This is a genomic window from Desulfothermus sp., assembly GCF_053993635.1.
On record NZ_JBMYBT010000062.1, the window covers coordinates 1 to 18,529 of the forward strand.

The following is an 18,529-nucleotide window of genomic DNA, read 5'->3' on the forward strand; positions in this document are numbered from 1 at the left end:
GAGGATACATTATTGGAACAAGTATTAAGTCAATGTGTTAAACAATATAAACTTGTTATAGCAGAAAGGGAATTACTACATGGTACTTTAAAAGGAAGTATCAATCTTTTATCAGATATACTTTCATTGACAAATCCAGAGGCATTTGGTCGAGGAGCACGTATAAAGAGATTGGTTAGATGGTTTGCTATTTATTTTAAGGTAAAAGATATCTGGAAATACGAGCTTGCGGCTATGTTGTCTCAAATAGGATGTGTTACCCTGTCCTCTGAAACTTTGACAAAGATATATAAGGGGAAAAAGCTTACAGAGGAAGAAAGACAATTATACGATATGCATCCAGGAATAGGGCAAAGTCTTTTAAAAAATATACCAAGGCTTGAGGATGTATCTCAGATGATATTGTATCAGAATAAATGTTATAATGGAAAAGGAATGCCCCAGGATGGGATAAAGGGAGAAGATATACCATTGGGGGGAAGATTCCTCAAAGTTGCATTAGATTTTGACCTATTCCAGAATCGGGGAATGAGTAAGGCTGAAGTTTATAAATTTATGATTAGTCAAAAAGGAGTTTATGATCCAAAGGTATTGAAGGCCTTGGAAGAATTCCTGGGAGAAGAAGCAAAATTTGAAGTCAAAGAACTATATTTAAAAGAGATACTCCCTGGAATGATCTTTGGCGAAGAGGTAAAAACCAATAATGGTTTATTACTTTTGGCAAAAGGACATGAGGCCAATTGGACAGTGCTTTTGAAATTAAAGGAGTTTGGAAAACGGTTTGGTATTAGAGAACCCATAAGAGTATTAATTCCAATAAAATCAGATGTTGATATTGAAGAATTTGACTAACAAAGGATTTACCTAGTTTATGTTACATCCCCTGTTACAGAGTCGTTACATCCCCGCATACTAATTTTGTCCTTTTAATTTAGGTTTATATCTATTATCTATTTTTTTAATCACACCTTGTATTATTTTTTTTCCATCAGTTCCATTAAATCTACTTACAAATATCATAAAGTCTTTATATCTTACAAAATAAAACTCATTGTCATTTTGTTTATAATAAAGACAGTCATCTCCAATTTTTAGCTTGTACAACTTAATCCCTCTTGAAGAATATCTGCTATAAAGTTGAGGCACCAATAAACTCCAGGACCGCTCAATATCAGAAGAAAAAATCACAGATAAATATAATGCATCTCTAAATAATATACTGTTTTCACCTCCAGATTTCCATCTGGTATTCCAGAACCTATTGCTCTCAACTTCCGTAATATCTTCTGATTTTTGGACCTTATCCAGATGCGTTGGAACCCTAGGGGTTTTTACTTTTTTAAATCTAAGTCCTGTTATATTATTTAATTCATCTGTTGTGAGTAGAAATATTGAAGTCTTTATTGTGTCTTGATTTTGAATAGTAAATATTTTGTTACACCCTTTATAGATCAAATTTTCTCCTTCTTTTCCTGAGCCATCTCCAGAATATTTTATACTAACAACAATATTCCCCTCATGTTCCTTTCCTTGCCATAGCAAAATAATTGGATTCTTATATGACAGATCAAAAGTAACGTCCTTTTTTCCTGGAAAAAAACTACCCTTATCCACTGAAATAAAAAGCTTTCCTTTTTCTACTAATTTTCCTTTTGAGTCTTTTACCCCAATTTGAAGCTCATATTTAAAAAGACCTTTTGCTGCTTTTTTTACACCGGAGATGATTTCTGTATCTAGAAGTGATTGTTTTGGCAAAAATATCTTCTTTTCAGCAGGAAGATACTCCAAATATTTATCTATTCCACCAGAATATTTTAATATTATTTCCGATTTCATATCTAAATTATCCTCTGATTTAGTCCATATAAAGCTAAATGGTCTCTCTAGATTACATACAGATCCCTGTATGCTTCCGCCTATATCTATATTGCCAAGCGATGAATGTATTTTTATACAACCACTTTTAACAAAATTGCCTTGTTCATCTAGCACTTTGATAGATACAGACCATTTGTCCTTGGATAATCTCTTTATATCATTTATTTTAATATTTGTTTTCAATTTTTCTATTTCAGGGAGTAATAAAAACCGCTCACTTGGGATATAATATATAAATTTCTTTTTATCCCAATATCCTTTAAACTTTGCTCTAATAAGTGTGGTGGAATTTAAGTTATCAGGATATTTCCAGTATATTGGGTTTCCCAATTTGATATTAAAAACTTTTGCACCAGAATTATTCTGCTCTTCTATCCTCAGATCTCCATCTCTACAAAAAAACTCGATGGTTCCATTAGTCAACACATTTCCCTTGTTATCCAAAACAAGGGGATGTAATTCCCACAGATTATTTTTTAACACTGTCCTGTTTATCTCTGTCTTTGTGTCAACATATTCAAAACAAAGGACAGTCCTCTCAAAGTGGCTTGGACAAAGATAGTTATCCCCATAATTAACACCTTTATATCTTGCAATAAACTTTATTTTACCCTTGGGAATATCGCCATATGGAATCCATTGAATATGAATATTTCCATTTGATAGTTCCTGATCTATAAAAATATTTTTTGGTTTAAAATATCCTATCATAGAAGGAATTGTACTTACATCAAGAATTCCTCTTTCAACAAAATGATCTTGTAGGTCTTTTACACTCACAAGTAAGTCTATTCCTTCAGGAGACTTACTATTTAATTTAGTTTTTGATACAGATAGATGAACAGTGGTAGGGGTCCCAACAAAGAAATTTATTTTTGCGTCTTTTAAAGAAATCCATATTTTTTTAGTATTAGGTCCTAGTTTTGCGTACAAAAAATATTTGCCAGGTGCTTTTGGTACATTCACAAACATCCATTCTCCACTTTTTCCCTGTGCAACTAAGGTGTTGTCTTTAGAATATATGTCCACATATGCATTTGTAGCCTCTTTTCCGTCAAGGGAACGTATGACCCTAACCTTAAGTTGGAGTTTTTCTCCTGGAGCAACACCTATAGATTTTAATTCTGGCTTTAGGTCCACCACTCTTTTTATTTCATACAAGATATTTCTAACACTTATATTTTTCACCCCCTTTTTATAATATATTTTATATGCCTTAATCATATCTTGCTTACTTACCCCTGGAGCCACTTCAATTAAATGGTACCACCTACCTTTTTTTTTCTTGCCATCCACAAGTCTGTACGCATCTTTATCCCACAAATATACATCTGATGGATCTTCAATATTTACATACAAATCCCTAAAACCTGGTTCTCTACATACAAGCACATGATACCCTTGATCCAGCATTGCTTTATTTCTTATATCTCCAATAAGAGCACTTCCTGTACCAATACATCCTTGATTAATATTTTTATCTATCTTTTGTTTAAGACCATTAATAACATCCACAAATTGAGAAGTAATATCTCCATATCCCTTTAAAAAACTACCTATTAAAGGAATTTGTTCTCCAAACTCTGACATAATAGTACCCAAGGTCAAAAGAGACCGGGCAAGTTCGCTAGTATTCTTATCATATCCCGTGGAATCAATTACTTTTAATTTTGAACCAAGGTCCACAATTTTTTTGTAATAATCATATCCCTTGGTTAAGGTATCTAAATAAGAGGACATATTCCCTATATCTTTTATGACTATTTCTTCAGGGAAAAAAGATGTAGGAGGGAGTGTATAATGCAAATTTTCCCATTTTTTTGACAATTCAGACACATTATCAAAGGCAGTTTTGGTATTTTCATATAATTTTCGGACAGTTTCTACGTCATTTATCCTCTTTTTTAATAATTTAAGAGTCTTTATATCCTCTCTTGCCAATTGTTTTTTATACTCTGGTATATTATTGGTTTTATCTTCAATTATTTTCTGTTTTTCTTTAATGATGGAGTCAATCTTTGTATCCATATATTTTATAAAATCGTCATAAAAAGAATCGAATTGAGGTGGTAATGTATTTGTAAGTGTTGTGCCTGCATAACACAGATTCTGTATTGCAAACACAAAACAAAATATTATAGCAACTAATTTATTCATAAAAATACTCCTAATGTTATTGGAAATAACCCATAATCCCGATAGAAATAGAAAGGCCTTGTTGATCCTTTACAGGAATTTTTTTCCCAATATTCACCTCACCCTTTATTTCTCCAAACGAACCTATTTTTTTATCAAAAAACACATTGGATATCTCTGGGAAATAAAAACCTACGATATCTCCATTGGCAAGGATAATTTTGTTCTTTAGAGGTATAAACTTAACTCCTTGTACATTTATTGAATATAGCTCAGTCTCCCCAACACACACATAATAATTTTTATCTATCTGTCTAAAAATTTTTAGTTGAAATCTTGTTGGACCAGCAAAATATCCCTTAATAGCCCTGATTTCATCTCCATTGTTGAATTTTTTTGAATACAAAATATAGGTGACATTCTTTTCTTCTGAAAAATCTCTTTTTATAATCTCTCCTCCCCTATAATCCATCAATATCTTTTTACTAGATAACATTTCTATTTCTTTTATCTGTTTTCTCAAAAAGGCTCTCACATCATTTTTAAGAGAGTATAGCTCACTATAACTATAATGCTTTTCCTTTGTTAAAATTTCATTTAAATGAGAACAAGCTTTGAGTTTATTCTCTAACTCCCTGTTCTGTTTTTCTAAGATGCCAACCTTTGATTTTAATTCCAAATTCTCCCTTTTTATTGAATCCATATTCTGAGCACACCCAGAAAACCAGATTATAATTACTAATAATAAAATTTTTCTCATAATTTCCTCCCTATCTTATCTTGAATTCATAATTTGCTAATTTGTTTTTATTTAAATCATAAATAATAAGCTCATAGCTTCCAGGTCTAAAACCATTTAAAGGGGCATTTATATAATAGTATTTCTCTCCTTCTCCTGAAAAATATATTGGTATTTTATAAACTCCAACGCCCAGTCCTTTATTATTTATTAAAAGATAAGCAGATTTTTGATTATTACCTAAATATTTTACCTTAATTGTCAATTTGTCTTGCATATGGCTTATTTCTCTACAAGGTTTAAGGTTTTTGATTAAAAAAATTCTAAACACAGAAGAAGTCATATCCAAGGTGGTTTTTGACATTTCATTTTTACAGAAATAGAGATCAAGTCTTGGCCTAAGATTTTTTTTTGAAGAATACATTGTATGAAAAAAATAAAAAGATCTATATGTACCATAAGATATAGGTTTAACAATCATGCCATAATTTTTTTCACCAGAGATCCAAGAAAGTATAAGGTCTGTAACATCTATATCTATAGACCCTGAAGAGGTCTTAGGTATAAATCTGGCATAACACTCTGTAGAATATTTAACAACAATCTTATTGAGAGATTTAGCATTGAAAGTTCCAAATCTAAGGTCTTTCAAGTTGTTTGTTATCCTATATATCCCCAATTTAACTCTAGAACCTCCCTCATATGAGTCCAAATTTAAATGTAAAATGGCTTTTTTGATCAATTTAGATGGGAGTTTGAACTTAATTAACATCGCTATCTCACCCTTATCTCGGCTATATCCCACATAGGATATTTGTTTTTTGGTAAAATCAATTTGTTTTGTATCCATATTTATAAAATTGTTAATATAAGGATATAAGGAAATAAAACCTTTATGTTGAGTTAATTTAGTATTTTTATTTCCATTTTTTGATGGAGTAACAGGTATCCTTTCTTTATCTCTATGCTCCTTATATATTATCCTCTTAAGCGGTTTTAAGTTTTTATTAAACTTATTAATATCTTTTATCTTATACCTTGAGTTTATTATAAAAACGTAATCACTATTTATTCTTTTATTTGAGCTAGATATGAATTTAATTTCAACAATTGCAACAAATTCATTACCTGACTTTGACAACTTTTTTATAGAAAAATCCACAATCTCCCCTTTATTAAAAATATCTTTAAAGAATTTTATATTTTTTTTGTAAAGGATTTTATCTGTATCATCTATTAAATACTTTAATTGATCTAATTGATCTAACATTATAAATTGCATACATTTAGTTATTAAATAGTCTATCTTTTGATTATTAGATGCATATATTATATAATTACCAGATAAAAGGATGATACCCAATAATAATATTATTATTTTTCTTCTCATAAAAATACCCCGTAAAAAATTATTATGTTTTGAATTAAGCAGATAAAATATACAAAAAAAAATGTCAATGACCTATATCACTAAGGGACAAATTAGCTAATTTTATGTGTTTATACCCTAAAAAAACATCATTACAAAACCGTCCATAAAATAATTATGGACACTGTATTTAGTCTTCCGTTGATCCCATTTAGGTCCCCTTTTGAATAACCGCCTAGACAACCTTTATTAGACTAAACCGTCCCTTTTAATTTATAACTTTATTGTTTAATAATTGCAATAACTTACTGAAAATGCAATATAATTTTTATTAAAATTTTCCATAACACCTTTTTTCATTACATGTGACCAGAAATAAATAATCTTTTTATAGTTATTTTCATCCTTATTATAGTGAATGCTCAAACTCCCATCTCTTATCAAGGTAGTACAGTATTGGGACAGCCATTCTGGATATAAGTAGAGATGCAATCTCTCCAAACATTAGGGAGATGGCAAGCCCCTGAAAGATTGGGTCTAGTAAAATTACCGATGCTGCAACTATAACTGCAGCAGCTGTAAGCAACATGGGTCTAAACCTAAGTGCTCCAGCATCTATTACTGCCTTATCTAAAGGGTGTCCTTCCTTTAATCTTAGCTCAATAAAGTCCACTAGTATAATAGAATTCCTTACCACAATTCCAGCTCCAGCAATAAATCCAATCATTGACGTTGCAGTGAAAAAGGCGTGAAGCATTCCATGTGCAGGCAAAATTCCAATTAATGAAAATGGAATCGCCGCCATTATTGTTATTGGAGTTGTAAAGGATCTAAACCACCCCACAACTAATATAAAAATTAGCACCAAAACTATTCCAAATGCGATTCCAAGATCCCTAAACACCTCGTATGTTACCTGCCATTCACCATCCCATTTTAAAGAATATCTTTTTGAATTGTCGTCTGGAAGTTTTGTAAATAGTTGGGTTATCTTATATCCGTCTGGAAGCTTTATGTTGTTTATTTTGTCATACATATCTAAGATTGCATACACAGGACTTTCCTTTTTACCTGCAACATCTCCTATCACATATACAACTGGCCTAAGGTTTTTATGGTAGATGCTCTTTTCTCTGGATACTTCTTTAATCTTAACAAGCTCAGATAAAGGAATTAAAGAGCCATCAACCCCTCTTATTTTAATAGATGTTAATCTATCAATCTTTGTCCGTTCGCTAAATTTCATCCTCATAAAAAGACACACATCTTCTAGCTCATTTGGCAGGTGCAAAAGTCCCAATTTTTTGCCTGTTAAGCAGACCTCAAGGGCTTTATTGATCTTGGATATTGGAACACCGTGAATACCTGCCTTGGTCTTATCAGGTATTATGTCTATTTTTTTACTCTGGTCTTCAACATACCAATCAACATCTACTACTCCTTCTGTGGTTTTAAAGATCTCTTTAACCTTTTTTGCAATTTTAATTTGAGTATTGTAATCAGGACCATATACCTCAGCTACTAAGGTAGATAACACAGGAGGACCAGGTGGTACTTCAACTACTTTTACCCTTGCTCCATATTTGTCAGCAATTTTTTTAATATGAGGTCTAACCCTCTTTGCAATGTCGTGGCTCTGGGAACTCCTTTTGTGTTTTCCAATTAAATTTACCTGTATATCTGCTACATTGGCACCATGCCTTAAATAATAGTGTCTAACAAGGCCATTAAAATTAAATGGAGCAGCAACACCTGAGTATATTTCATAATCCACAACTTCTGGAACATTTTTTAAATAATGTCCCATTTCCATAGCAACTTTAGTTGTGTCTTCTAAGGTGGCATTTTCTGGCATGTCCAAAACAATCTGAAATTCACTTTTATTATCAAAAGGCAACATCTTTACTTTTACCCATCCAAAATAAATCAAAGAACAAGATAAAATAAGTAATACTACTATACCCATTAAAAAAGACCACGTATATACTTTATGATGGATAAGTTTATCCATTATTTTTCTATAAATACGCATTGTAATATCTTCTTTTTCCTTGGCAGGTGTCTTGTCTTTTTTTAGAAGTAGCAAAGATGCCCATGGTGTTACCATAAAAGCCACTAACATGGAAAATATCATAGCAGCAGTGGATCCCACTGGAATTGGTCTCATGTAAGGCCCCATAAGTCCTCTAACAAATGCCATTGGAAGTATTGCAGCTATAACAGTAAAGGATGCTAAAATAGTTGGATTACCTACTTCACTAACTGCGTGTATTGCTATTTCTCTAAAACTCTTGTTTTTATTTTCTGGTAGTCGATAGTGTCTTGCAATATTTTCAACTACAACAATTGCATCATCAACCAATATTCCTATTGAAAAAATAAGGGCAAATAGGGTGATTCTGTTTAAAGTGTATCCATGGAAATAAAATGCAGCAATAGTTAGGGCAAGGGTAACTGGAATTGCTAAGGCAACGATTCCAGATTCCCTAAATCCAAGGGCAAACCATATAAGTAGGGTGACAGATATAACAGCAAGAAACATATGAAACAAAAGCTCATTTGATTTTTCTTTGGCAGTTTCACCATAATTTCTTGTAACAGTTACATGTACATCCTTTGGAATTACCTTTCCTTTTAAGGTTTCAACCACCTTTAATATATCTTTTACTACTACTATAGCATTAGAACCCTTTCTCTTTGCAATACTCAGGGTTACTGCTGGAAATACTCCTTCTCTAGTAGATATAGAAGGGATGGATTTATCTTCTGCAGAGGGACCGAGACCAAAAAGTACGTAATTATCAGGCTCGGCAGGTCCATCTTCTAGGGTGGCTACGTCCTTTAAATAAACTGGTTTACCTTTATATGCACCTACAACGAGGTTTCCCACATCTTGTTTTGATTTAAAGAAGCCATTTAAATGAACAAGGATTTCCCCTTTGATTGAGGGTATCTCACCTGTGTTTGAGGCCACATTGGATGTATATATCATGTTAGATAGCTCAACTGGATCCATGTTGTATGCAGATAATTTGGCAGGGTCTAAGAGGATCTTTATCTGCCTTTTGTATCCACCAATTAATGTGGTCAAAGATACATTATCCAGTTTTTTTATCTCATCTTCTATCTGAGCTGCAATACGTCTCAATGTGTAATGGTCTTGGCTGCTGCTCCAAAAAGTGAGGCTTAAAATTGGCACATCATCTATGTATCTGGGTTTGATTAAGGGTTGAGAGACCCCATATGGAATTCTGTCATAATTAGCGAGTAGCTTAGACTGCAGCCTGATTATGGATTTTTCTTCATCTTCGCCAACATAGAATCTTACAACAGCCATTAGATATCCTGGATAGGAAGTGGTGTACACATATTCAACTCCAGGTACTTCCCACAGGAGCTTTTCCATTGGTTTGGCTGCCCTGACCTCAACCTCCTTTGCATCAGCACCAGGCATGGCCACAAAAATATCTATCATAGGTACTATGATCTGGGGATCTTCCTCTCTTGGTAAGGCAAATAGTGTTAGTAATCCTAAAAGGAGTGAGGCAATAATGATTAGTGGGGTGAGTTTTGAGTCTATAAAATAATTTGCAATGTTACCTGCAATACCTAACGAATTTTGTTTATTCATCTCTTCCACCCACAGCTAAAATAACTGCACCATCTTCTATAGATGGATTAGGATATTCAATGTATTTTTCTCCTGGCAAAACTCCAGATATAATTTCCACTTTGTTATCTATTATACGTCCTGTTCTTATTATACGGAAATTTATCTTTCCCTTTTTGTCTACAACATAGAGGCCTTGTATTTGTCCATGGGATACTAGTGAGCTTTTAGGTATAAAAATAAAGTTTTTTTCAAAGGTCTTAATAAACACACTGGCAAACATCCCAGGTTTTATAAAATCTAATAAAGGTATATCCAGCTTTACCTCATATGACCTACTCATCTCATTTCCCAGGGGGACAATTGTACTGACTTTGGCAACAACTGTTTTATTTAACATCTTTGCCTTTAATCTCTGATTTAGTTTAACAAAATTTACATATGATTCTGGAACTTCACATCTTATTTGATATCTATTACCTAGTTGTACTTCAATAAGTGGAGATGATGGTGCTACACTATCACCAATATCAACAAATTTTTTTATTACTACTCCAGCAAATGGTGCCCTTATTTTTGTGTAACCAAGGTATGTTTTTGCTTCATCCACTTTGGCCTGTGAGATTTTTAGTTTTTCTAAAAGTGCTTCAAGTTCTGCATTTGCAGCGAGATACATTGATTTAGCACTTTGAAAATTTGCTAATACCTCATCAAACCTTTGTTTACTGACCACCTCTTTTTGTTTTAATTTTTTGAACCTCTTGTAAGTTTTCTTGGCCAGTATATAATTGGCTTTTGCTGCATTTAGTTTTTTTTCAGCAGCTTTTATGTGTTTTTTTATTTCTAATACTGCTGCTCTGGCCTGTCTTAGTTTTGATTTATAAAGTCTATCGTCAATATCTATTAAAAGATCATCTTTTTTAACAAAGCTACCTTCCTTTATTTTTATATCTTTAACTTCTCCTATGACCTTTGAAAATATTTTTGCTCCTTCACAGGGAATTACAGAGCCACTCAATTTTATTTCTTCTCTCATTTTAATTGGAACAATTTTAGATATTTTTATGCCTTTTATAGTTTTTAAGTTAGATTTATTGGATATGTTCTCTTCTTTAAAACAACCAAACAGTATGAAGGCAATTGGTATCAAAAAGAATACTATTTTTTTCATATTACAACTCCAGTGTTTTTATTCTTATAACCTCAAATTGGCATGAATTTCAAGATATTTGTTTTTTTGGAAAAAAAATGGATTTCCAGATAAGTTACCAAAAAATTAAAAAACTTGGAATACAAAAAAATACAAGTTGAATTATAGATATTTGTTAACACTAAGAACTAGACAAGATACCAAGAGATGAGTTTATAAGATGGAATTTATATTTGAAAGGAAATTATGAAAAGGGGGATTTTAAATCCCCCTTTATTTTTTAAAACACAACAAATTTATCTGTTTCTTCATTCCACTTTAAAAGGATTATTACAAAAAGAAATACAATTATAAAAAGCACAAATGCGATTGGCCATCCAAGTATATTAGGAGCAAAAATACCGTGACCAAGGATTTTCTTTAGACCATATTTTTTTATGATCATGCCAGTTAGAGAATTTGATAGGGTAAATGCGAAAAATGCAAGCCATAGCTTTATATGTCCTTCACCCATTCTCCACAGGGTACCACTTGCACATCCTCCAGCCAACAGCATACCGAACCCAAAGATAGTTCCGCCAATAAGTGCGCCAAAATATGGATGGTAGATCCCTGCTTCAGGTGGCTGAATGTATGCCCATTTAATCACAACGCTTGCTCCAACATAGAGCATGAGACTCATCATAACAGCCCTCATCATTGAGCCGTCGCCAGTCATAAATGGTTCTCTAAATGAATTGGCAAAACAAAACCTTCCCCTATGCATAACTATGCCAATTAAAAATCCAAAGAAAAGCAATCCCCCCATCTGGGTCTTGTTAAATTTTGAATAGATATAAAAGGCTATAATAACAAGTGCGGTTACAACAAAACCAAAGAAAGGCTTTATCTTATCTAAGTTTACATTTTGTTTTGTGCTAACACCGCCAGATGAACCAATATTTACATGTTCCATCTCCCACAAAAGGTATTTAAGTCCAATATAGGCGCCTATAAATAGGCCAATCATCATCATAAATCCGCTTAGATCAAGCATTCCCAGGGCAGAATAAAATGCACCTACATTACATCCAGCAGATAGAGCTGCTCCTATGCCCATAAGGAAGCCGCCAATAATGCCTTTTAAATATTCCCATTTAGGTGCAGGGTTTATTTTAAATTGTTTGCTATAAAGGGCAGAGGCAAAGGCACCCAAAATAATTCCAATGTTGGATACACTCATCCCATTTTCTAAGGGAGATTTTTGTGGAGGTTTGTCGTATAGACCAATTAAATAGTAAAACCAATCTCCCCAATTTCTGTATCCACCAGCAATACCCCACGTATGCCACCACAAAAAAATTATAATTGCAAGAATAGCAAGAAAAATACCTGACAACCATGCAGGCCATTTTTGCTCAAATATAAAAGAATACCCTTGTTTTATTTCATTTTTAGCAAAACTAAAAAATCCATTATCAGCCATTTGGTGGTTCTCCTTGTATTTGGAATTATTAAAAAAGGCGACCAAGTTAAGGTCGCCTTTTTTTCTTTAGAATTTATAGACCACAGAGAGGTAGTATTGCTGCATATATTTGATAACAGGAAAGAGCGCATCCATACCTGTTATGTCATCAACATCAACTGGTTCTCCTAAAGGATTTCCACTTCCAGAGTACTCATATTTGTAGAACTGGGCACCTGCCTTGATAAAGAAATGGTCATTAATTAGGGATTTTATGAAATACGGCTCGAATACATGTCCCCTGGTTGCAATCTTGGACGCAACAAGGTTGTCTTCAGCGCCTGTAAATGGGAACCAGTATTTTGATCCATAGTTGTATTCAAAACCAAGTTTAAGCCCATAGTCCATGAGGTTATACCTAACACCACCGTAAAATCCCCATCCATCTCTATCCCTTAACTTGCCATTGGAGGAGAGTAAACTATATCCCAACATTTCATACAGAGGTATCTTTGACACCCTTTCTGCTTCTGTGTGTGTCCATGAGCCAGACAAAAATAGATCAAGGGCACCGTCTAACATATTGGTTTGAACGAGCAAACTAGCAGCCTGCCATTTACCAATGTCAGTTTGAGGTTCAACTCTATCTACAAAGAGTCCTGTATTTTGCTCAAAATGATATTTCCCTTGTGAATCTTTATACACAGCAAATGGCATGACTGTTAGACCTGTAAATCCATCAGATATATCAGGTGCATATGCATAGTTAAGCATAACCTTGAGGTCCATATTAAGTGGATCCACCCACCCATTATACAATGTTGCAATAAATCCAAAGAGATCAACATCATCTAAGGCTGGCTGACTCACAAATGCACTGGTGGTTCCATATTGGCTCTCAAAACCAGATCCATAACAGAGCTTAAATGCTAGTCCTGGTATTCCAGTTAGGTCCTCAAAGTTAAATCCAAGGGACGCACCGTCAAATTCCCAGTTGATAATAGTGGCAAGGGGAGATCCTCCAACATCAGGAAGATTTTCCCTATATTCAAATGGAGGACCTTCTGTGGATGGTCTCCTTCCCACTGACAAATGCCATTTTATCTTGTTAAATTCATTGTGATATACAAAATATGCCCTCTCTAATTTAACATCATCTCCGTGGGGATTGGATGATTCTGTGCCATCTAAAGTAATATCGTGCATTCCACCTCTATTTACATTAATACCTACGCTATCCCCCCATACCTTGTACACAGCCATCCGGCCAGCAAAACGCAGGTGTTCGTTAACAGTTGAATCCATTCTCAGTCTGAACTTAAGGGTCCTAACAATATCGTTGTCAACATCTATCTTATCTGCCTTTGGAACCATACCAGCCTGTTGCATTCCCTGTAATATTTGTTGGATCTGGGGCAGGGTGGCTCCATTAAGTCCTCCTGCAAATGGATTAGCGGGATTATAGTTTTTGAAGAACAGAGCCGTCATAGATTGTGGAGCTACATACACATCATCCATGTGTATTGACCAGAATTTTGGCTCAAGGGATATGCTTAATCTTACCTTGTCACCAGCTGCGTGTTTATACGCTTTTGCTACCCTGGTCTTTAAGGTCTCTACATTTTTGGTAGCCACTTTTTGTTGTTTTTGGGTCTGCTCCAACTTTTTTTGAGTCTCCATTAATTTTTGTTGAAGGAGCAACATCTGTTTTTGGAGCTCATTTAACTGGGACTTTAGCTCCTGGGTCTGTTTTAAAAGCTCTTCAGTATCTGTTTTTGCATAACCATATGAAAAAAATAATAGGAAAAGAGATAATAGGATAACTGTTTTTTTTAACATAGATTATAACCCTCCATTATCGTGTATTAACCACAAGTAGCTGGTTGTGCAGAATCGTATGCATGCTCATGTAAATAGGTGAAAATGTCATTTAAATCTTTATGTTTTAGCTTATTCCATTCGTCCTTGCACTTTAAATTCTCGTAATTTGCAAAGACCTGTTCCCAATCAGCCATGGTTTTAGAACTTGGGGAAAGTTCTTTTGCTGAAGAACCATCGTGGCATTTTCTACAATACTTTCTGTAGAGATACTTGCCTTTTCTCTGATTACCATTAGGGGTAAATTGACCTGAACCAAAAACAGGAGAAAAGACAAAACCCAAAAAACTACAACAAACCAAGGTCATTAACAAAAATTTCCTCATAACCATACCTCCTTAAAGTTTTTAATAATGTGTTTCGTTAACGTTATTGCCCTTTATATTTTTATTTGTCAATATCAAATATCTGAGCTTTTTCATTTACAGTACATCGGTCTTTGAGAATAAAGATAAGAAAACCCGGACAGAGCATGCCCGGGTTTTATGAAATTAAAATTTAATTAAATGGTTATTTCCCCTGCATCATTGCTTCAATATCTTCTTTTGGATCTCCTATTGGCTTTAGATCAAATTTTTCTACCAAAGTTTTTGCAATATTTGGTGAGAAAAATCCTGGAAAAGTTGGTCCAACCCTAAGGCCTTTAAAGCCAAGGTAAAGAAGTGCCAGAAATACAGTTATGGCCTTTTGTTCATACCATCCAATATCAAAGGATATTGGTAACTCATTTATATCATCAACGCCGAAAACTTCTTTTAATTTAAGGGCAATAACTGCAAGGGAATAACAATCATTACACTGTCCAGCATCTAAAATCCTTGGAATTCCGCCAATATCTCCGAGATCTAGTTTTATATATCTATATTTTGCACACCCAGCTGTTAAGATAACAGTGTCTTTTGGGAGGTTTTTTGCAACTTCTGTGTAATATTCCCTTTTTTTCTGCCGGCCATCACATCCTGCCATGACTATAAATCTTTTAATGGCACCAGACTTAACTGCATCTACTATTTTATCAGCAAGTCCAAGTACCTGATTTCTGGCAAAACCACCAACAATCTTTTTGTCTTCTAAAGGTGTTGGGGCTGGACAGGATTTTGCCCTTTCAATCACTTTTGAAAAGTCCTTACTTCCACCTTTTGGCCTATCTTCAATATGTATTGCCCCTGGATAATTAACCACACCAGTTGTAAACAATCTGTCCAAATAATTACCTTTAACAGGTATTAGACAGTTGGTTGTGAGGATAATTGGACCATTAAAAGATTCAAATTCCTTGTTTTGATGCCACCAGGAGCTACCATAGTTTCCAACAAAATGGTCATATTTTTTAAATGCAGGATAATAATGTGCAGGGAGCATCTCTCCATGGGTATATACATCAATTCCTGTTCCCTTTGTCTGTTCAAGAAGTTCTTCTAAATCCTTTAGGTCATGGCCACTTATCAAGATCCCTGGATTGTTTCTAACACCTAAATATACTTCAGTGATTTCTGGATGGCCATAGGTTGATGTGTTTGCCTCATCTAGAAGCGCCATGGTCTTAACGCCATATTCGCCAGTCTTGAGTGTTAAATTAAATAGCTCATCAACTGAGAGGTCTTCTGTCATAGCCGCCATTGCTTCAAAAATAAAATTATAGATATCCTTGTCTTCAAATCCCAGAAGTGCAGCATGGTCAGCATAGGCGCAGATTCCCTTAACAGCATAACAAATGGTTTGTTTTAATGACCTTAAATCTTCATTTTCAAACCTGAGCCAGCCTGCTTCTTTGGCCTTTTCATAAAAATCCTTTGGGTCTGAGCTTGTCCATGTGGCAGCATCATCTAAGGGCTCATTAAATTCTTTTCCATATTTGTTTTTGTACGCTGCAAGGAATTTTTCCTTTACCCCTTCCCTTACTTTAAGGGCCCTTTTAATCCAATCTTCGAACTTCTCATTATCCCATCCCACATTTGTAATGGTACTAAACATGGCCTCACATACAAATCTGCCAACACTATTGTCCACATCCTCTAGTTCTTTTAGTTTGTTGGCATAAATAGATATGCCTTCTACCAGGTAGATTAAAAGATCCTGAAGATTCGCTAAATCTTCTTTCTTGCCGCATACCCCGACCTTTGTACAACCCTGGTTTTTTGCAGTTTCCTGACACTGATTACAAAACATACACTACTCCTTTTTTAGTTTTATTTGTTAACTATTTGATTAAATTGTCTACAATGTTGCCTTCTGGACTTATAACTGTCTGTTTAATTGGGATATTTTTCCCACTATTTTCCATTCCTTTTTTTACAATTGAGGGCAGGGCAGAGCAACACGGAACCGTCATAATAAGGACTTCAACAGAATTTATGTTGTTTTTAGAAAAGATCTGCTTGAATTTATCCACATATTCGTCGCGATCATCAAATTTTGGACACCCAATCATAATCACCTTTCCTGGCAAAATATCTCTGTGAAGATTTGGATATGCCACAGGCACACAGTCAGCCACTACGAGAATGTCTGCATTTTGTAAAAATGGTGCATGTGGTGGAACAAGCTTAATCATAACTGGCCAATGAGATAGGGCAGAGGTTAATTTGGGTTCAGCATGGGATTTAGATATGTCTTTAGACAGGATTTGAACCTGGCTGGATGGACAACCACATGCTAGTTGGTCCTTATGTTTAGGATTGGATTTTAAATATTCCTGGACAGCTTCTTCATCAAAGTCTTCTGCTTCCCTCTCAACGAGCCTAATTGCATCATTTGGGCATTCCCCAAGGCAGGCTCCAAGTCCGTCACAGTATTTTTCAGCGATCAGTCTTGCCTTTCCATCGATAATTTGAATGGCACCTTCTTCACATGCTGGCACACATCGCCCGCACCCATCACACTTTTCTTCATCAATTTCTATTATTTTTCTCAGTACCTTCATAAAAATTACTCCTTAATTAATACCTTTTTTGCTAAATTTTTTCCAGTTTTTGTGAGAAATTTTTTATTAACAATTTCTTCTAATTTTTCTTTGGAAATTTCCTGTTTTTTTATTTTTTCTTCCAGATTCACAATGGTGTCTGCATCAAATACGCACTTAAAATTAATTGTATCATCTTCCCTTGGATGATGGTGATGTGCTATTATATCACAGACCTCTTTTATAAGTGCATCGTCTGCCCCTAGTTTTTTAAGGATTTCCTCAGCTAGAGGAGGCCCTAATTCTTCCTGATATTTTGCAGCACAAGAGTTATATTTTTTTTCTGCCTCTTTTATTCCTATGTCATGTAGATATGCAGCTATTAGCACAACTCCCATATCAGCTCCCTCATCCCTTGCAATCTGCTCAGCATATCTGGCTACTTTTACAGCATGTCCAATCCTTTTAAAATCCTGACCAAACCTTCGTTTCATCTCTATTGCGACCCTATCTTTGAGCATGTCTTTTCTCTGGGCCAAAAGCTCTGGAGGAAGATTTCCAAGGCACTGTTCAGCGTACTGGCAATATGCAGCACAACCAAAATCCATCTTTGGATTTAAAAACTTATGTCCGCAATGGGGACATTTTCTCATTGTGTCGTCCTTAAAAAATTCTACTTCTTTTCCACAATTTGGACATTTTACTTCAAAAACAGCAGAGTGATCCCAAAATTGTGTATCTTGACCTGGACATTTCATATTTTTTATCTCCTACAACTTATTTTTTATTCAGGTATAAAAGTTATACAACCAGCAGGGCAGCTATCCACAGCTTCCCTGATTACATCGTCATCACAACCTTCTAATTGTTTTACATACGCCTTTTGTTCTGATTCATCAAAACCAAAAACATCTGGACAGATTTCAACACAACTTTCGCATCCAAGACACTCTTCCTGATTAATTGTAATTTCTCTGGCCATTTTTTATCCTCCAATTTTTGTATCAGTTATTTTTGTTAAGGTTTTTTTTATATTAAATGCTGAGTCTCTTATAACTCCACATAGTACCAAAAAATCATTTCCCTTAAATTCTTTTATTCCCATATTTGATAAGGCCAACATATCTTTAATTAGTTCATTAACTTGTTCTAAATACTCATAAGTAAAGTGGGAATCTGTATTTTTGTTTTCCATAATTATTTCCTGCTTATTTTTTTTCATTTTCAATTTGTAATATGTTTTGAGCAACTAGCGTGCCACATAGAATCTTTGATATTACAAAATTTGAAAGCAACGAGAATACGGGTTTTATGGGAATATTATAAAAAAATTTTTGAAATTTTTGAAACACATTTTTTAAAAAGGAATTTTCTTTGAGACACTTAAATTGAGACACATATAAAAAACAATATTTCTAGGGAG

Annotated in this window: 14 protein-coding genes; 1 reads left to right on the top strand and 13 read right to left on the bottom strand. The window is 34.2% G+C overall.

All coding sequences use genetic code 11. The annotated features are described in order from the left end of the window. The coding region (locus ACY2V1_RS04275; RefSeq protein WP_461833560.1) for an HD-GYP domain-containing protein at positions 1 to 852 on the top strand (852 nt) is incomplete at its 5' end. Positions 853 to 912: 60 nt separating this feature from the next. Here the strand turns inward: ACY2V1_RS04275 and ACY2V1_RS04280 are convergent. The 13 genes from ACY2V1_RS04280 to ACY2V1_RS04340 all read right to left on the bottom strand — a co-directional run bounded on the left by ACY2V1_RS04280 (position 913) and on the right by ACY2V1_RS04340 (position 18,301). Then, positions 913 to 4,035: a hypothetical protein gene (locus ACY2V1_RS04280; RefSeq protein WP_461833561.1), complete on the bottom strand. Its 3,123-nt coding sequence runs from the start codon at positions 4,033 to 4,035 to the stop codon at positions 913 to 915. 16 nt (positions 4,036 to 4,051) lie between these two features. Then, a complete protein-coding gene (locus ACY2V1_RS04285) occupies positions 4,052 to 4,774 on the bottom strand; it encodes a coiled-coil domain-containing protein (protein ID WP_461833562.1) in 723 nt (240 codons plus the stop codon). Between the two features lie 10 nt (positions 4,775 to 4,784). After that, on the bottom strand, positions 4,785 to 6,143 hold the full coding sequence (locus ACY2V1_RS04290; RefSeq protein ID WP_461833563.1) for a DNRLRE domain-containing protein: 1,359 nt from the start codon (positions 6,141 to 6,143) through the stop codon (positions 4,785 to 4,787). A 388-nt stretch (positions 6,144 to 6,531) separates the two neighbouring features. Further along, complete coding sequence (locus ACY2V1_RS04295) at positions 6,532 to 9,753, bottom strand: efflux RND transporter permease subunit (RefSeq protein WP_461833564.1); 3,222 nt, start codon at positions 9,751 to 9,753, stop codon at positions 6,532 to 6,534. Continuing rightward, entirely contained in the window at positions 9,746 to 10,903 is a 1,158-nt protein-coding gene (locus ACY2V1_RS04300) for an efflux RND transporter periplasmic adaptor subunit (protein WP_461833565.1), read from the bottom strand. Before ACY2V1_RS04300 ends, ACY2V1_RS04295 begins: the two co-directional genes overlap by 8 nt. Before the next feature lie 259 nt (positions 10,904 to 11,162). Then, on the bottom strand, positions 11,163 to 12,347 hold the full coding sequence (locus tag ACY2V1_RS04305) for a YeeE/YedE thiosulfate transporter family protein (RefSeq protein ID WP_461833566.1): 1,185 nt from the start codon (positions 12,345 to 12,347) through the stop codon (positions 11,163 to 11,165). A gap of 66 nt (positions 12,348 to 12,413) precedes the next feature. After that, a complete protein-coding gene (locus ACY2V1_RS04310; RefSeq protein WP_461833567.1) occupies positions 12,414 to 14,165 on the bottom strand; it encodes a DUF3373 family protein in 1,752 nt (583 codons plus the stop codon). 26 nt (positions 14,166 to 14,191) lie between these two features. After that, a complete protein-coding gene (locus ACY2V1_RS04315; protein WP_461833568.1) occupies positions 14,192 to 14,530 on the bottom strand; it encodes a c-type cytochrome in 339 nt (112 codons plus the stop codon). Between the two features lie 184 nt (positions 14,531 to 14,714). Further along, complete coding sequence (hcp, locus tag ACY2V1_RS04320; RefSeq protein ID WP_461833569.1) at positions 14,715 to 16,373, bottom strand: hydroxylamine reductase; 1,659 nt, start codon at positions 16,371 to 16,373, stop codon at positions 14,715 to 14,717. A gap of 31 nt (positions 16,374 to 16,404) precedes the next feature. Further along, the gene (locus ACY2V1_RS04325; protein WP_461833570.1) at positions 16,405 to 17,127 is read right to left on the bottom strand and encodes an ATP-binding protein; all 723 of its coding nucleotides are present in this window, start codon (positions 17,125 to 17,127) and stop codon (positions 16,405 to 16,407) included. Positions 17,128 to 17,132: 5 nt separating this feature from the next. Continuing rightward, complete coding sequence (locus ACY2V1_RS04330) at positions 17,133 to 17,864, bottom strand: HD domain-containing protein (RefSeq protein ID WP_461833571.1); 732 nt, start codon at positions 17,862 to 17,864, stop codon at positions 17,133 to 17,135. Positions 17,865 to 17,890: 26 nt separating this feature from the next. Then, entirely contained in the window at positions 17,891 to 18,088 is a 198-nt protein-coding gene (locus ACY2V1_RS04335) for a ferredoxin (protein WP_461833572.1), read from the bottom strand. A gap of 3 nt (positions 18,089 to 18,091) precedes the next feature. After that, entirely contained in the window at positions 18,092 to 18,301 is a 210-nt protein-coding gene (locus ACY2V1_RS04340; RefSeq protein WP_461833573.1) for a hypothetical protein, read from the bottom strand. Positions 18,302 to 18,529: the final 228 nt, after the last annotated feature.

Excerpts from the sequence above, each read along its gene's own strand:
- ACY2V1_RS04280 (WP_461833561.1), bottom strand. The coding sequence starts at position 4,035 with ATGAATAAATTAGTTGCTATAATATTTTGTTTTGTGTTTGCAATACAG.
- ACY2V1_RS04290 (WP_461833563.1), bottom strand. The coding sequence starts at position 6,143 with ATGAGAAGAAAAATAATAATATTATTATTGGGTATCATCCTTTTATCT.
- ACY2V1_RS04325 (WP_461833570.1), bottom strand. The coding sequence starts at position 17,127 with ATGAAGGTACTGAGAAAAATAATAGAAATTGATGAAGAAAAGTGTGAT.
- ACY2V1_RS04330 (WP_461833571.1), bottom strand. The coding sequence starts at position 17,864 with ATGAAATGTCCAGGTCAAGATACACAATTTTGGGATCACTCTGCTGTT.
- ACY2V1_RS04310 (WP_461833567.1), bottom strand. The coding sequence starts at position 14,165 with ATGTTAAAAAAAACAGTTATCCTATTATCTCTTTTCCTATTATTTTTT.
- ACY2V1_RS04335 (WP_461833572.1), bottom strand. The coding sequence starts at position 18,088 with ATGGCCAGAGAAATTACAATTAATCAGGAAGAGTGTCTTGGATGCGAA.
- hcp (WP_461833569.1), bottom strand. The coding sequence starts at position 16,373 with ATGTTTTGTAATCAGTGTCAGGAAACTGCAAAAAACCAGGGTTGTACA.
- ACY2V1_RS04305 (WP_461833566.1), bottom strand. The coding sequence starts at position 12,347 with ATGGCTGATAATGGATTTTTTAGTTTTGCTAAAAATGAAATAAAACAA.
- ACY2V1_RS04285 (WP_461833562.1), bottom strand. The coding sequence starts at position 4,774 with ATGAGAAAAATTTTATTATTAGTAATTATAATCTGGTTTTCTGGGTGT.
- ACY2V1_RS04315 (WP_461833568.1), bottom strand. The coding sequence starts at position 14,530 with ATGAGGAAATTTTTGTTAATGACCTTGGTTTGTTGTAGTTTTTTGGGT.
- ACY2V1_RS04300 (WP_461833565.1), bottom strand. The coding sequence starts at position 10,903 with ATGAAAAAAATAGTATTCTTTTTGATACCAATTGCCTTCATACTGTTT.
- ACY2V1_RS04340 (WP_461833573.1), bottom strand. The coding sequence starts at position 18,301 with ATGGAAAACAAAAATACAGATTCCCACTTTACTTATGAGTATTTAGAA.
- ACY2V1_RS04295 (WP_461833564.1), bottom strand. The coding sequence starts at position 9,753 with ATGAATAAACAAAATTCGTTAGGTATTGCAGGTAACATTGCAAATTAT.